The sequence below is a fragment of the Klebsiella sp. RC2 genome (assembly GCF_014192815.1).
GTDB classification, from domain to species: Bacteria; Pseudomonadota; Gammaproteobacteria; order Enterobacterales; family Enterobacteriaceae; genus Klebsiella; species Klebsiella variicola.
Map to the genome: position 1 here is coordinate 269,700 of NZ_JACHYL010000002.1, position 15,303 is coordinate 285,002.

Annotated in this window: 11 protein-coding genes and 1 pseudogene; 6 read left to right on the plus strand and 6 right to left on the minus strand. The window is 57.2% G+C overall.

What is annotated here, in order from left to right; translation table 11 throughout:
• Positions 1-180: 180 nt before the first annotated feature.
• Positions 181-1,482, plus strand: coding sequence for an MFS transporter (locus tag FHW76_RS06165; protein WP_012968650.1), 1,302 nt, complete (start codon positions 181-183; stop codon positions 1,480-1,482).
• Between the two features lie 15 nt (positions 1,483-1,497).
• Positions 1,498-3,861: a glycoside hydrolase family 31 protein gene (locus tag FHW76_RS06170; RefSeq protein ID WP_023322261.1), complete on the plus strand. Its 2,364-nt coding sequence runs from the start codon at positions 1,498-1,500 to the stop codon at positions 3,859-3,861.
• A gap of 376 nt (positions 3,862-4,237) precedes the next feature.
• Here the strand turns inward: FHW76_RS06170 and FHW76_RS06175 are convergent, their stop codons facing one another.
• Positions 4,238-5,830, minus strand: a complete 1,593-nt coding sequence (locus tag FHW76_RS06175; protein ID WP_008805786.1) for an ABC-F family ATPase — start codon at positions 5,828-5,830, stop codon at positions 4,238-4,240.
• Between the two features lie 48 nt (positions 5,831-5,878).
• Here FHW76_RS06175 and FHW76_RS06180 point away from each other — a divergent pair.
• Positions 5,879-6,794 (plus strand): annotated as a pseudogene (locus tag FHW76_RS06180) (tyrosine-protein phosphatase).
• A gap of 200 nt (positions 6,795-6,994) precedes the next feature.
• Positions 6,995-7,909, plus strand: coding sequence for a L,D-transpeptidase (gene ldtB / locus FHW76_RS06185; RefSeq protein WP_008805784.1), 915 nt, complete (start codon positions 6,995-6,997; stop codon positions 7,907-7,909).
• A 147-nt stretch (positions 7,910-8,056) separates the two neighbouring features.
• Here ldtB and FHW76_RS06190 read toward each other — a convergent pair whose 3' ends face one another.
• The 5 genes from FHW76_RS06190 to mntR form a co-directional block, all read right to left on the minus strand.
• Positions 8,057-8,773 carry a GntR family transcriptional regulator gene (locus FHW76_RS06190; protein ID WP_016160535.1) on the minus strand — a complete coding sequence of 239 codons (717 nt, stop codon included), beginning with the start codon at positions 8,771-8,773 and terminating at the stop codon, positions 8,057-8,059.
• A 67-nt stretch (positions 8,774-8,840) separates the two neighbouring features.
• Positions 8,841-10,217, minus strand: a complete 1,377-nt coding sequence (locus FHW76_RS06195; protein ID WP_012542372.1) for a glycoside hydrolase family 1 protein — start codon at positions 10,215-10,217, stop codon at positions 8,841-8,843.
• A 156-nt stretch (positions 10,218-10,373) separates the two neighbouring features.
• A complete protein-coding gene (locus FHW76_RS06200; protein ID WP_008805781.1) occupies positions 10,374-11,414 on the minus strand; it encodes an aldo/keto reductase in 1,041 nt (346 codons plus the stop codon).
• A 107-nt stretch (positions 11,415-11,521) separates the two neighbouring features.
• Positions 11,522-12,634, minus strand: coding sequence for an anion transporter (locus FHW76_RS06205; RefSeq protein ID WP_012542373.1), 1,113 nt, complete (start codon positions 12,632-12,634; stop codon positions 11,522-11,524).
• On the minus strand, positions 12,631-13,104 hold the full coding sequence (gene mntR, locus FHW76_RS06210) for a manganese-binding transcriptional regulator MntR (protein WP_032729738.1): 474 nt from the start codon (positions 13,102-13,104) through the stop codon (positions 12,631-12,633). The genes FHW76_RS06205 and mntR overlap by 4 nt, the downstream gene beginning before the upstream one ends.
• Positions 13,105-13,289: 185 nt before the next feature.
• Here mntR and mntS point away from each other — a divergent pair, with 185 nt between their 5' ends.
• A complete protein-coding gene (gene mntS / locus FHW76_RS06215; protein WP_012968653.1) occupies positions 13,290-13,415 on the plus strand; it encodes a manganase accumulation protein MntS in 126 nt (41 codons plus the stop codon).
• A 268-nt stretch (positions 13,416-13,683) separates the two neighbouring features.
• Positions 13,684-15,264: a phosphoethanolamine transferase gene (locus FHW76_RS06220; protein WP_012968654.1), complete on the plus strand. Its 1,581-nt coding sequence runs from the start codon at positions 13,684-13,686 to the stop codon at positions 15,262-15,264.
• Positions 15,265-15,303: the final 39 nt, after the last annotated feature.

Below are 15,303 nucleotides of genomic sequence, written 5' to 3' on the forward strand. Positions count from 1 at the left end.
AAATAGCACTTTGCCCGACGTTTTTTCTCCCTTAGCCTGAATTGGTCCAACATCTCCCATACTAGTTATACCAATGATGTTGAGATAAAAAATAGACTATTCAAATAGTTAAAAAAACTATGTGACCACTCAGGGAAAGAGGCCGTCACTTTCCCCCTACAACGTCTTGTGGAGTGTGCTATGAGTCAAGGCCTCAACAATGATATCGCGGTCAGTAAAACGCGCCGGGTGGTAAAAAACCTGCGCTGGTGGGTGCTGGTCCTGTTTTTACTCGGCGTCACCGTCAACTACATCACACGTAACTCGCTGGGGATTATCGCCCCGGAACTGAAAGCGACGCTCGGTATTACCACCGAACAATATTCCTGGATCGTCGGCGCGTTTCAGCTGGCTTACACGATTTTCCAGCCGCTCTGTGGCTGGCTTATCGACGTCATCGGCCTGAAGCTCGGGTTTATGATCTGCGCTACCCTGTGGGCGCTGGCCTGTATCGCCCACGCCGGGGCTGGCAGCTGGCTGCACCTGGCTATGTTGCGCTTCTTTATGGGCGGCGCCGAGGCGGCCGCCACGCCGGCGAACGCCAAAACCATCGGCGAGTGGTTCCCGAAATCTGAACGGCCAATCGCCGCCGGCTGGGCTGGCGTCGGCTTCTCTATCGGCGCAATGCTGGCCCCGCCGATTATCTACTTCGCCCACGCCTCCTTCGGCTGGCAGGGGGCGTTTATGTTTACCGGCGCGCTGGCGCTGCTGTGGGTGGTGCTGTGGTGGGCTTTCTATCAGAACCCGGAAAAGCACCCGAACCTCAGCAAAAGCGAGCTGGAGTACATCAAGCAGGATAACGAAGCCCCGCCGGTGAAACAGCCCTTCTTTACCGCGCTCAAAACCGTCTCGAAGAATAAACGTTTCTACGGTATCGCCATCCCCGCCTTTATGGCCGAGCCTGCCTGGGCGGTACTGAGCTTCTGGGTGCCGCTGTACCTGGCGAAAGAGCACGGCATGGATCTGAAGCAGATCGCGATGTTCGCCTGGCTGCCGTTCCTCGCCGCCGATCTTGGCAGCGTGGTCAGCGGCTATCTCACCCGCCTGTACGTTCGCTGGTTCGGCTGCACGCGAGTCAACTCGGTTATCGCCAGCTCGGTAACCGGCGCGTTTCTGATGATCTCGCTGGCCCTGGTCGCCATTACTCGCGATCCCTATATCACCATCATCCTGATCTCCATTGGTGGTTTCGGCCATCAGATCATCTCCTGCATGCTCAGCGCGCTGGTGGTGGAATCTTTCGACAAGGGACAAATGGCGACGGTCAACGGTATGCGCGGTTCCGCGGCGTGGATCGCCAGCTTCCTGTTCTCATTATTAATCGGGGTGACCGCCGACAAAATTGGCTTCAACCCGCTGTTTATCGCCATGGGTTTCTTTGACCTGATTGGCGCCGTTTTCCTGGTGGCATTTATTGCTGAACGTCGCGCCAAGCGCGCCTGAGAGTGGATGTAAAATATGAAGACGTTGAAACACTGGAGTTTGCACCAACAGCTGGAGCATCACGTTGAACTGACCGTTGATGGTCAGCACACTTTGTGTCTGTATGTGCTGGAAGAGAATTTATTCCGCGTCTTGCTGAAGCGCCAGGGCCAACTGGCGCTGGATCGCACCTGGAGTATCGCCCCGCAGCAGGATGTGCCGTGGGAAGGCCGCGCGCGGGATGACCTCAGCGGTTTTAGCCTCCCGGCCTGGCAGATGACCAAAGAAGATGACGCGCTGACCATCGCCACCCGCCAGCTGCGCGTCACCGTCCACCAGCCGCTATGGCTGGAGTGGAGCTATCGCGACGACGCCGGCGAGTGGCAGACGCTCGCCAGTGACCGCCCCACCAGCGCCTATCTGGCAAACGCTCACGGCGACGGCGTCGCCCATTATCTGAGCCGCCGCAAAGATGAGCGTTTCTACGGGCTGGGTGAAAAAGCCGGCGACCTGCAGCGTAACGGCAAACGCTATGAAATGCGTAACCTCGATGCCATGGGCTACAACGCCGTCAGCACCGACCCGCTGTATAAACATATTCCGTTTACCATCACCCAGCGCAGCGATATCAGCTACGGCCTGTTCTATGACAACCTGAGCAGCTGCTGGCTGGATCTGGGCAATGAAATCGACAACTACCACACCGCCTATCGCCGCTGGCAGGCGGAGGCCGGCGATATCGATTATTACCTGTTTACCGGTAAACAGGTGCTGGATGTGACCAAAGCCTTCGTCCGCCTGACCGGTAAAACCTTGTTCGGGCCAAAATGGAGCCTCGGCTACAGCGGCTCCACGATGCACTATACCGACGCGCCGGATGCGCAAAATCAGCTGATGAACTTCATCCGCCTGTGCGAGCAGCACGCGATCCCTTGCGACTCGTTCCAGCTCTCTTCCGGCTATACCTCGATCAACGGCAAGCGCTACGTCTTTAACTGGAACTACGACAAGGTGCCGCAGCCAAAAGTGATGAGCCAGTCGTTCCATGATGCCGGGCTGAAGCTGGCCGCCAATATCAAACCCTGCCTGCTGCAGGATCACCCGCGCTATGGCGAAGTGGCGGAACGCGGCCTGTTTATTCGCGATTCGCAAACCGACGCGCCGGAGCGGTCCAGCTTCTGGGACGATGAAGGGTCGCATCTCGACTTCACCAACCCGCACACCGTGGCCTGGTGGCAGGAAGGCGTGACCACCCAGCTACTGGAGATGGGTATCGATTCGACCTGGAACGATAATAACGAGTATGAGGTGTGGGACGGCGAGGCGCGCTGCTACGGCTTTGGCCGCGAAATCGCCATTAAACATATTCGCCCGGTGATGCCGTTGCTGATGATGCGCGCCTCCATGGAAGCCCAGCAGCGCTTTGCGCCGCAAAAGCGCCCGTATCTGATCTCCCGCTCCGGCTGCGCCGGGATGCAGCGCTACGTCCAGACCTGGAGCGGCGACAACCGCACCAACTGGGATACGCTGCGCTATAACACCCGTATGGGATTAGGGATGAGTCTTTCCGGCTTGTTTAACGTCGGCCATGACGTCGGCGGATTCTCCGGCGATAAACCCGAGCCGGAGCTGTTCGTGCGCTGGGTACAAAACGGCGTGATGCATCCGCGCTTTACTATTCACTCGTGGAATGACGACCAGACGGTCAATGAAGCCTGGATGTACCCGGAAATCACCCCGGCGATCCGCTCAGCCATCGAGCTGCGCTACCGTCTGCTGCCCTATTTGTACACCCTGTTATGGCAGGCGCATGCCGATGACGAACCGATGCTGCGCCCGACCTTCCTCGATCACCAGCACGATACCCAGACTTTCGCCGAGTGTGATGACTTCCTGCTGGGTCGCGATCTGCTGGTGGCCAGCGTGGTCGAGCCCGGCGCCCGTCAACGCCAGCTGTGGCTGCCCGATAATCAGGACGGCTGGTACGATTTTTACAGCCACCAGTGGTTCGCCGGCGGCCAGTGGGTGACGCTGGACGCGCCGCTGGAAAAACTGCCGCTGCTGGTCCGCGCCGGCGCCGGTCTGCCGCTTAGTGAACGTATCAGCCACGTCGATGCGCAAAAAGACGATCGTCGCGAACTGCAGTTGTTCCCGCTGAAAGGTACCGGCTCAACCCGCGGTCTGCTGTTTGAAGACGACGGCGAAAGCTGGGGCTATAAAGAGGGGGATGCGCTATGGCTGGAGTGGGAAATGATCTGCAGCGCCAACAGCATAAACCTGAATATCAACGCTCGCGGCAGCTACCGTCCGGCGTGGAAAGCGCTGAAGCTGTCATTACCGGCGGGAGAAAAGCGCAAGCTGCTGGTGAATGGCGTTGAAGGGACCGAGTGGAGGCGCTAAGCGATATGCCGGGCGGCGGCTTACGCCTTGCCCGGCCTGGATTTTATGATGTTCCCGGATTGCGCTACGCTAATCCGGGCTACAAACGGGTGGCCTCAAAATCCCCGGTGGCGCTACCGCTTACCGGGGCTACAGCACTGTGCGGTTTGGTAGCCCGGGTAACGGACAGTTTCAGTAACCATGGGTACAAGATAGAGCTCTTAAGCTCACAATGGCACGGACCGTAGGCCGGATAAGGCGCAGCCGCCATCCGGCGCGAAAGTGGCTCTTTACCCGCAGTTATTGCCCGGCGGCGCTACGCTTGCGCGGGCCTACAGATCACATGCCAGGCGTAGCCCGGGTAAGGCGTAGCCGCTACCCGGGTAACGGACAGGGATTACTCGATACCTTTGCTGCGCAGGTAGTCTTCGTAGTTACCGCTGAAATCGATCACGCGTTCTGGGGTGATCTCCAGGACGCGGGTCGCCAGCGAGCTGACGAACTCGCGGTCGTGAGAAACGAAGATCAGGGTGCCCTGATACATCTCCAGCGCCATGTTCAGCGATTCGATCGATTCCATATCCAGGTGGTTGGTCGGTTCGTCCATGATCAGGATGTTTGGCTTCTGCATCATCAGCTTACCGAACAGCATGCGCCCTTTCTCACCACCAGAAAGGACTTTCGCCGGCTTTTTGATATCGTCCTGGCTAAACAACAGACGGCCGAGGATACTGCGTACCGCCTGCTCGTCGTCGCTTTCCTGCTTCCACTGGCTCATCCACTCGAAGACCGTCAGGTCGTTTTCGAACTCGTACTCATGATCCTGCGCGTAGTAACCAATTTGCGCGTTTTCAGACCATTTCACGGTGCCGTTGTCCGGCTGCAGTTCGCCTACCAGAGTTTTCAGCATGGTGGATTTACCCACGCCATTGGCGCCCAGAATGGCAATCTTCTCGCCCACTTCCAGCAACAGGTTGACCTTTTTGAACAGCGGACCTTCATCAAAGCCTTTGGTAAGGGCTTCCACTTCCAGCGCGTTACGGAACAGTTTCTTGTCCTGTTCGAAGCGGATAAACGGGTTCTGACGGCTGGAGGCTTTAACCTCTTCCAGCTTGATTTTGTCAATCTGGCGCGCGCGCGAGGTGGCCTGACGTGATTTAGAAGCGTTGGCGCTAAAGCGGCTAACGAAGGACTGCAGGTCCGCAATCTGCGCTTTTTTCTTGGCGTTGTCCGCCAGCAGACGCTCACGCGCCTGGGTGGCCGCGGTCATGTATTCGTCGTAGTTGCCCGGATAGACGCGCAGCTCGCCGTAGTCGAGGTCCGCCATGTGGGTGCAGACCATGTTCAGGAAGTGACGGTCGTGCGAGATGATGATCATGGTGCTGTCGCGATCGTTCAGCGTCTGCTCCAGCCAGCGGATGGTGTCGATGTCCAGGTTGTTCGTCGGTTCGTCGAGCAGCAGGATATCCGGATTGGAGAACAGCGCCTGCGCCAGCAGGACGCGCAGTTTCCAGCCCGGCGCGACTTCGCTCATCGGGCCGTAATGCTGTTCAACCGGAATGCCGACGCCGAGCAGCAGTTCGCCGGCGCGCGCTTCGGCGGAGTAACCGTCCATCTCGCCGTATTTGACTTCCAGGTCGGCCACTTTATAGCCGTCTTCCTCGCTCATTTCGGGCAGCGCGTAGATGCGATCGCGCTCTTGCTTCACTTCCCACAGCTCGCCGTGGCCCATGATAACCGTATCCAGCACGGTGAATGCTTCGAAGGCGAACTGATCCTGGCGCAGCTTACCGATACGCTCGTTCGGGTCGAGAGAAACGTTGCCCAGCGTCGGCTCGAGATCGCCGCCGAGGATCTTCATAAAGGTCGATTTACCGCTGCCGTTGGCGCCGATCAGACCATAACGGTTGCCGCCGCCAAATTTAACGGAGATATTTTCGAACAGCGGCTTACTGCCAAACTGCATGGTAACGTTGCTGGATACTAGCACGGGGATATCCTGAAAAAAGAGAATGAGGGGTGTGACACAACAGACATTATGCCAGCAAATGACACACTTTTCACGGCCTGCGGTAAATTCCGCCGCGGCGCTTGTGCTAAGGTCTTTGTCAGATGAGCCGCAGACCAGGGCTCAAACGGTTATTCTGTACGTCATTATGAGGAACCCCATGACCACCAGCCTACCGCGACACCCGGCTTTTTTATCCCTGCAGGGCGGTATCAATTTTCGCGACCTCGGCGGCCAGCGCGCCGCCGACGGACGCACGGTACGCAGCGGCAAGCTGCTACGCTCCGGCGCGCTAAATCGGTTGACGGCGGACGATCTCAACCATCTGGCGACGCTGCCGCTCAGTCGGGTGCTCGACTATCGCGACCCCGGCGAAGTGCAGCGCACCCCTGACAAGCTTAGCCCGCTCACTCACTATTTAAACGCGCCCGCTAATCCGCCGCTCGGCGATGTGAATGCGAAAGTCACCGAGCTGAATGCTGCCACCCTTAACGCGCTGAACGGGGAGCAGTTTATGCTGCAACTGTATCGCCAGTTGCCCTTTAATAACCCGGCCTATCGCCAGCTCGCCGCCTGGCTGACCACGCCTTTTGAAGGCGCTTTACTGCAACACTGCGCCGTCGGCAAAGATCGCACCGGCGTCGGCTGCGCGTTAACCCTGTTTGCCGTCGGATGCGACAGCGAGACGGTCATGGAGGAGTATCTGCTCACCCACGGCATGCTGACACAAGTGGAAGCCTGGATGCTGGAGATGCTGGGCAACGACCTGACGCCCCAGGGACGCCAGAGTCTGGCGGATATCCTGACGGTGAAAGAGTCCTATCTCGCCGCCGCGCTGTCAGCCATCCACCAGCGCTATGGCACGGTCGACGCCTGGCTGGCAGAAGAGTACCAGCTCACCGCCCCGGCACGCGCTTCGTTACAGGACCGGTTACTGGAAGGATAACCTCCCTGTCACCCGCGTGAGAGGCGGCGATTGCATCATCCGCCAGCCCCGTCAGCCGAGGCGACAGGGAAAAAAATGTGATTTCGTACACATCTGATTTACCTGTTTAGCGGAATGCACATATAATGCGCTCCCATCTACTGTCTCAATCATTAACAAAGGCCTGTGTGGCGTTGATTTCGCACACGACATTAAAGACTATGAAATTATCTACACTCTTAGCGGCAGCCTTCGCCCTCGTAGGCTTTTGCAATACAGCGTCTGCTGTCACCTATCCTTTGCCGACCGACGGCAGCCGTTTGGTTGGTCAGAATCAGGTCATCACCATTCCGGATGATAACAAGCAGCCGCTGGAATACTTTGCGGCGAAATATCAGATGGGGCTGTCCAACATGCTGGAAGCCAACCCGGGGGTGGACACCTATCTGCCAAAAGGCGGTAGCGTCCTGAACATCCCGCAGCAGCTGATCCTGCCGGACACCGTCCACGAAGGCATCGTCATCAACAGCGCCGAGATGCGTCTGTATTACTATCCGAAAGGCACCAACACCGTGATCGTTCTGCCGATCGGTATCGGCCAGTTAGGTAAAGATACGCCGATTAACTGGACCACCAAAGTCGAACGCAAGAAGGCCGGCCCGACCTGGACGCCGACCGCCAAGATGCACGCTGAATACGCCGCTGCCGGCAACCCGCTGCCAGCCGTCGTACCGGCCGGTCCGGATAACCCGATGGGTCTGTACGCGTTATATATTGGCCGTCTGTACGCCATCCACGGCACCAACGCTAACTTTGGTATTGGCCTGCGCGTGAGCCACGGCTGCGTGCGTCTGCGCAACGATGACATCAAATTCCTGTTTGAGAATGTGCCGGTCGGCACCCGCGTGCAGTTTATCGATGAGCCGGTAAAAGCGACCACCGAGCCGGACGGCAGCCGTTACATTGAGGTTCACAACCCGCTGTCGACCACCGAAGCGCAGTTCCAGGGCGGCGAAATCGTGCCGATCACCCTGACTCAGCCGGTACAGGCGATCACCAGCCAGTCTGATGTCGATCAGAACGTGGTTGAGCAGGCTATCCAGAACCGCTCCGGTATGCCGGTGCGTCTGAACTAAGTTCTGCATGACAAGAAAAACGGCGGGCCTGATGCCCGCCGTTTTTTTATCTGCATTTCCCCGGGCTGCGGCTGACGCCTTGCCTGGGTTACCAAACCTGACAACACCCTGGGCCTGCTAAGCGCTGCGCAAACAGGGGTCCCCGGTCTAGCCGTTATTCACCAGAATAATCCCGCCGTGATCGTAGCGATAGTGACAGTGGGCATACTCCAGCGGCGTACCGTCTTCGAGGTAGATCACCTGTTCAACCTCCAGCACCGGGTCGGTGAGGTCGCAGTGAAGATGTAATTTATCCAGTTCATCCGGCTTCATCGCCCGCACCACGCGGTAAGATCCCATCAGCTTCAGCCCCAGCGTCTCCTGGATATAGCGAAACACCGAGCTTTCCAGATGGCTTTTATTGAGCCCCGGCACTAGCCCCACCGGCATGACCGTCAGATCCAGCGACACCGGTTCCCCGTTGAGCAACCGCAGGCGAACGAAGTCATACACCGGCGCATCGGCGTCAATCAGCAGCGAACTCTGCTCTTTGTCGCTGGGAAAACGCACCTCAAAGCGCACCACTTCGCTTTGTACCTCGCCAAGATGCTCCCAGGTTTTGGTGGCGCCAAAATAGTCGCTGCCGGGCAACTCCCACTGCGACAGCTGGAGAAAATTTTTCCGCACAAAGGTACCCAGTCCTTTGCGGGTATAGATAAGCCCTTCGACGATTAACTGACGCATCGCCTGCTGGATCGTCATCCGGCTGGTGTTGAACTCCGCCGCCAGCGCAAACTGGTCGGGTAGCGGCGCGCTGGCAGGATACTGCTGGCTGATGATGCGTTTTTTTATTTCCCGCGCGATTTGCAGATACTTCGCCGTCATTCCCGGTCCTTTTACATTCTGTGTGTGGCTGGCGGACAGCATACTTGACCTGACCGCCAGGACACTGTTACATCGCTTCGCCGTTGCTGTGGATCACCTGCTTTAGCCACGCATAGCTCTTCTTCGGCACCCGCCGCAGATCCTTGAGGTCATGGTTCTCACGATTGACGTACACCACGCCGTAGCGCTTACGCATATCGCCCTGAGAGCTGAGGATATCGATTAATCCCCAGCCGAGATAGCCAATCACCTGCGCGCCGTCCTCAAATATCGCCGCTTTCATGGCGTTAATATGGTCGCGATGGTAGGCGATGCGGTAATCATCGGCAATGGGATGTTCGCCATCCCAGGATTCGATCACCCCGATGCCATTTTCAATCGGGAACACCGGTAGCCGCCAGTCATTGTAATAGCGGGTGATGATCATGCGAAATCCCAGCGGATCGATCTGCCAGTTCCATTCCGTCGCTTTCAGGTACGGGTTATCCTGATTACCGAATAGCATGTAATTGTTGACCGCCGTTCCCGGCGGGATCGCGTCGCTATTGAGCGCACGGCTGGCGTAATAGCTGAACGCAAGATAATCGACCTTCACCGTCGCCATCAGCGCGATATCTTCAGGGCGATAAATATCGTCAAAGCCTTGGCGAGCGACAAAATGCATCACTTCCGGGCTATAACCCTCGCCGGCGTAGGCGCGCAGCAGGTTCTGGTTTAAAAACTCGTCCAGTTGCTGGGCGCAGAGAATATCGCGTGGTTTGCAGGTAGCCGGATAGACCAGCGCATGGGCCAGCATTCCGCCCATCAGGCACTGCGGCTTCGTCTGATGCAGATAGTGGGTCAGATGGACATGCGCCATCATCACGTGGTGCTGGATCTGGTAGAGTTCGCGCAGCGTTTTATCGCCACGCAAATAGCCGGTGATCAGGAAGGCTTCCGGCGAATGGTAGAGGTTCTGTTCATTGAAGGTCAGCCAGTACTTCACCTTATCGCCGTAACAGTCGATCATCTTCTGGCCATAGCGGATAAAGGCGTCCATGACCCGGCGGTCGGTAAAACCGTTGTAACGCTCCGCCAGCGACAGCGGCATATCAAAGTGATACAGGCAGATCATCGGTTCAATACCGCGGGCAATGAGTTCATCGATAAACTGATGGTAGAACGCGATCCCCTCTTCATTGAATTCGCCGTCCCCTTCCGGGCACACCCGGCTCCAGGCGATCTGGAAGCGGTAGCAGTTCATGCCCAGATCCTGCATCAGATCGAAATCTTCGCGAAAGCGATGATAGGAGTCGGTCGCGACCTTCCAGTCCGAGGCGAATTCCGCCGGTTGACGAATATCGTACACCGACATCCCCTTGCCCCCCTCGTTCCACGCCCCCTCCGTCTGCATGCTGGAGACGGAATTACCCCATAAAAAATCTGCCGGTAGTGTGTTCTTCATGCTGCGCCTCGGTATATGACTAGTCATTTAACTGTAATGACTAGTCATATACAAAAGATCCGCCACCGAAGCAAAAGTCGGATCGTTTTCTGTGAGCCAGGCAAACAAAAAAGATCGCCGCAAGCGGCGATCTTTATAGGCACGGAAAAAACGGCGTTACTGCGCGTCAAGCTGATGACGACGATATTCCCCCTGTCGCTCCAGCATCCAGCCCGGATATTCGCGCGGCAGGGCGCTGACCGCGTCAAGCTGGCGCAACTCATCATCGCTCAGGCGGATAGCGGTCGCAGCGATGTTATCCTGCAACTGCTCGGCCCGTTTGGCGCCAATAATGACGCTGGTCACCGCCGGCTGATGCAGCAGCCACGCCAGGGCAATCTGCGCCACCGATACCCCTTTTGCTTCAGCTATCACCCGCATGACGTCGATGCAATCAAATGCGCGCGCTTTATCCACGGGCGGAAAGTCGAACGCCAGGCGACGACCACCCGCTTCCGCCTCGCCGTCGCGGCGGTATTTCCCGCTCAGCAGGCCGCCCGCCAGCGGACTCCAGACCATCAGGCCGAGTCCTTCGCTTTGCAGCATCGGCACCAGCTCACGTTCCAGGTCACGCCCGGCAATCGTGTAGTAGGCCTGCAGAGAAGCAAAGCGCGAGAGTCCAAGGCGTTCCGCGATGCCCAGCGCTTTGGCGATTTGCCAGGCCGCCCAGTTTGAAACACCGATGTAGCGCACATGCCCCTGCTGTACCAGGGTATCCAGGGCCGATAGCGTCTCTTCGATCGGCGTCGCCGGATCGAAGCCGTGCAATTGATAGAGATCGATATGATCGAGCTGCAGGCGGCGCAGGCTCTCCTTCACGCTGCCCATGATGTGGTACCGTGAGCTGCCGCGCGAGTTCACGCCGGCGGTGCCGGTTTCGCCAAACACTTTGGTCGCCACCACCACGTTTTCACGCGGGATTTTCAGGTTTTTCAGCGCCTGGCCGGTAATCTCTTCAGAGCGCCCTTCCGAGTAGACGTTGGCGGTATCGATAAAGTTGATCCCGGCGTCCAGCGCGCTGCCGACCAGCTGTTCGGCTTCAGCCTGGCGCAGCTGGCCGATTTTGCCCCACATCCCTTCTTCGCCGCCGAAGGTCATGGTGCCCAGGCACAGCTCAGAGACAAACAGACCGGTATTGCCCAGTTTTTGATATCGCATAGCACTCTCCTCAACAGGATGGTTAACGTCAGCGGTATAGTTATACCGCTGTGTCGAGGCGTGCGAATGGGGTGTTTCTGTCAGTTTCTTGCCCAATTCTGCAGAAATCAGGCGCAGAGTTTAAAGAGCCAATAGCCGCTGATGGCCGCCCATAGCAGCATAGGAATGGAGTAAAGATGGAAGCGCCACCAGATCCGCCGATCGCTGGCCATGCGCAGGGCGATGATATTGGCCAGCGATCCTGGCAGCAGACCAAAGCCGCCCACGTTAACCGCCCAGGCAAGCAGTATCGACGGCGGGACATAGTTGAGCAGCAGAATGGTCGAGGGCACATTACTGATCACCTGAGACAGGCCGATGGCGGTCAGCCACAGTCCGCCGCCGGAAAGCGTCCCGACGCCGCTCAGCACATGATGCAGCGCCGGAAGCTGGGTCAGCAGGTGGACGTCGATAAACATCACCATAAACACCAGCAGCAGCGACCAGTCCACATGGACGATCACCGCCCGGGCCAGAATCAGGAAGCCCAGCAGCACCAGCGCCAGCCCCCACAGCGCCTGATTCATCTCCAGCGCGGTCAGGAACACCAGATACAATCCCAGACAGCTCCAGACCAGCTTAGGCTGCCACGATGGCGCCTTATCGCTACTCTGGTAGCTAAGCCGGTTTGCCGGGAAACAGAACCAGCACAGCACCAGCAGGGTCAACATCATTGCCGCCGCCAGGGGTAACATCTCGCCGATAAACCCGACGAAAGAGAGGCCGGACCGTCCCCACAGCAAAATGTTCTGCGGGTTGCCGATCGGCGTCAGCAGCGACCCGGCGTTAACCGCCAGCGCTTCGAAGATAATCAGACGGTTAACCGGGATCGCACACCACTTTTTCAGCGTCAGCGTCAGCGGCACCACAATAAACAGGGCCACATCGTTGGTCAGGAAGGTGGACAAAAGCGCTGCCGCCAGCACCATAAAGATGGCCAGCTGGCGCTCAGTCACGAAGCGGCGGGCCATTTTCCGCCCCAGCACGTCAAAGTAGCCGCTCAGTTCAATGCCCTTGGTCAACAGCATCAGGCCGCTGAGCGTGATGATGGTATGCCAGTCAATGGCCGCCGGCCAGCTTGCCGGGACAAACGGCACGATGGCGCTGAGCACGCAGGCGATAATCAGCAGCAGGTGTAAAAAACGGTCGCGCAGCAGCGACTGAACAAAGGGAAGAGTCATGCTTCCTGGGATCCCTGTTTCTGGGTAAATTTCAGGAACATCGCCAGCGTCTCTTCACTCACGTGATGCTCCATTCCCTCCGCATCGCGGCGGGCGATTTCCGGACTGACGCCAATGGCCAGCAGAAAGTTTTCCACAATCTTGTGGCGTTCGCGACTTTCCTGGGCCAGCTTTTCCCCTTCCGGGGTTAAGAAGATCCCGCGCCAGGGGATCTGTTCGATCAGACCCACGCTGGCCAGGCGTTTGAGCATTTTGGCGACCGTGGGCTGCGAAACGCCAAGACGCGCCGCCATATCCACCTGGCGCGCCTCCCCCACTTCGTTGATCAGATCGGAGATCAGCTCCACATAGTCATCGATCAGTTCGCGGCGATGCGCTTCCCGCACCTGACGGAACCCCTCAACGTGCTCTTCAACATTTACTAACTGCGTCACTTTTTTTGTTATTGGCTTACCTGCGCGACGGTTCATTGTGCTTCCTCATTCGTGTGACGCGTCAAGCATCATATAAAAAGATCCACATTGTAATGGATTGCGCCAAGAGCACAAAAAATTAACGTTTTAGCCATAGCTATAAAATATAGCCTGTGCTATATCTGTATGTAATGCAAACAGCCATCATGGATTGACGGCGTGAACAGGCAGGAGGAGAGCAGATGAACGAATTCAAGAGGTGCTTAAACGTGTTTAGCCATTCCCCCTTTAAAGTACGATTAATGCTGATCGGTATGCTGTGCGAGATGATCAACGGTAAACCACAGCAGGACAAACCCCATTCCTAAGGCGGCGTCGCGGTACGCCGCTTCATTTTTCTGTCATCTTCTGCCGGTAAAATGACCGGTTTCCCCCGTTTCCCTGACCTTTTTTCAAGTTTTGTAAGCGCCCTCGCAAAACAATCTGTTATGTCTGGTTGACCTTACCATTTACAAGCCCTATCTTTGCACAGCCCTGCCACATTCGCGGCTCGCAGAGACCCTCTTCACGCACTGTCCAGCAGGTTTTACCCCTTGTCGCCAGGGGATGCGCATGGCCTCTTTTTGATTGTTTACTATGAATGTCACCACCCTGAAAGATACGCTGGTCGCCCGCCGACTGGCACTGAACCCATGGACAGGATTCTACTTTTTACAATCGCTGTTGATTAACCTGGCGCTGGGCTATGAATTTAGCCTGCTCTATACCGTGGCATTTACCTGCGTGTTACATCTTCTGTGGCGCGCTTTTCCGCGCGTCCAGAAAGGGGTAGTCGGCGCCTATTCGCTGCTGGCGGCCCTGTATTACCCCTTTGGCCAGGCTTACGGCGCCCCCAATTTCAACACCTTGCTGGCGCTGCACGCGACCAACGTGGAAGAATCTACGGAAATTCTGACCATCTTCCCGTGGTACAACTATCTGCTGGCGGTCTTCATTTTCGCACTGGGGATCATTGCGGTCCGCCGCAGGATCGTTGAGCCCTCCCGCTGGGGAAAAATGGAGACCCTGGGCCTGCTGTTCAGCGTCGGGATCTTCTTTCTGCAGCCGGTGCAAAACCTCGCCTGGGGCGGCGTGTTCAAGGTGATTGACACCGGTTATCCGGCCTTTCGTTTTGTGAAAGACGTGGTGGTGAATAATAACGAGGTGCTGGACGAGCAGGCGCGAATGGCGCAGCTGGCCGGCATGAAAGACAGCTGGCACGTGCTGGCGGTGAAGCCAAAGTACCATCTCTATGTGGTGGTGATTGGCGAGAGCGCCCGTCGCGACGCCCTCGGCGCCTTCGGCGGCCACTGGGATAACACGCCGTTTGCCAGCTCAGTAAACGGTTATCTGTTTAACAACTATGTCGCCGCCAGCGGCTCGACGCAGAAATCGCTCGGCCTGACGCTTAACCGGGTGGTCGACGGCAAACCGCAGTTTCAGGATAACTTTGTCACCCTCGCCAACCGCGCGGGTTTCCAGACCTGGTGGTTCTCCAACCAGGGGCAGATTGGCGAGTACGACACCGCTATCGCCAGCATCGCCAAACGTGCGGATGAAGTCCAGTTCCTGAAAAACGGCGATTTCGAGGCCAATAAAAATACTCAGGACGAGCAGTTATTAAAGCTGACCGAGCAGGTACTCTCTACGCAGCGCACCCAGCCGCAGCTGATTGTCCTGCATCTGATGGGCTCTCACCCGCAGGCCTGCGATCGGACCAAAGGCAAGTACACGGTTTTCGTCCAGTCGAAAGAGACCTCCTGTTATCTCTACAGCATGACGCAGACCGATTCGCTGCTGGCTAAGCTATACAGTCAGTTGCAAAACTCCGGCGATACCTTTTCACTGACCTACTTTTCCGATCATGGTCTGGCGTTCAAGGAGCGGGGAAAAGAGGTGCAGTATCTGGCGCATGACGATAAGTTCCAGCAGAACTTCCAGGTGCCGTTTATGGTGCTGTCCAGCGATGACAAAGCGCATAAAGTGATTAAAGCGCAGCGCTCAGCGAATGATTTCCTCAGTTTCTTCTCCCAGTGGACCGGGATCAAGGCGGCGGAAATCGTCCCGCGCTATCGTTTTATCTCTGAGCAAAAGGCCGGTCCGGTGTACATCACCAACTTCCAGCTGCAGAAGGTGGACTACGCTCACCTCGGTACCGATGAGTTCACCGTCAATTAATCGTGCAGGCCCGGCCAGTCGCTCAGGCTGGCCGGCAAC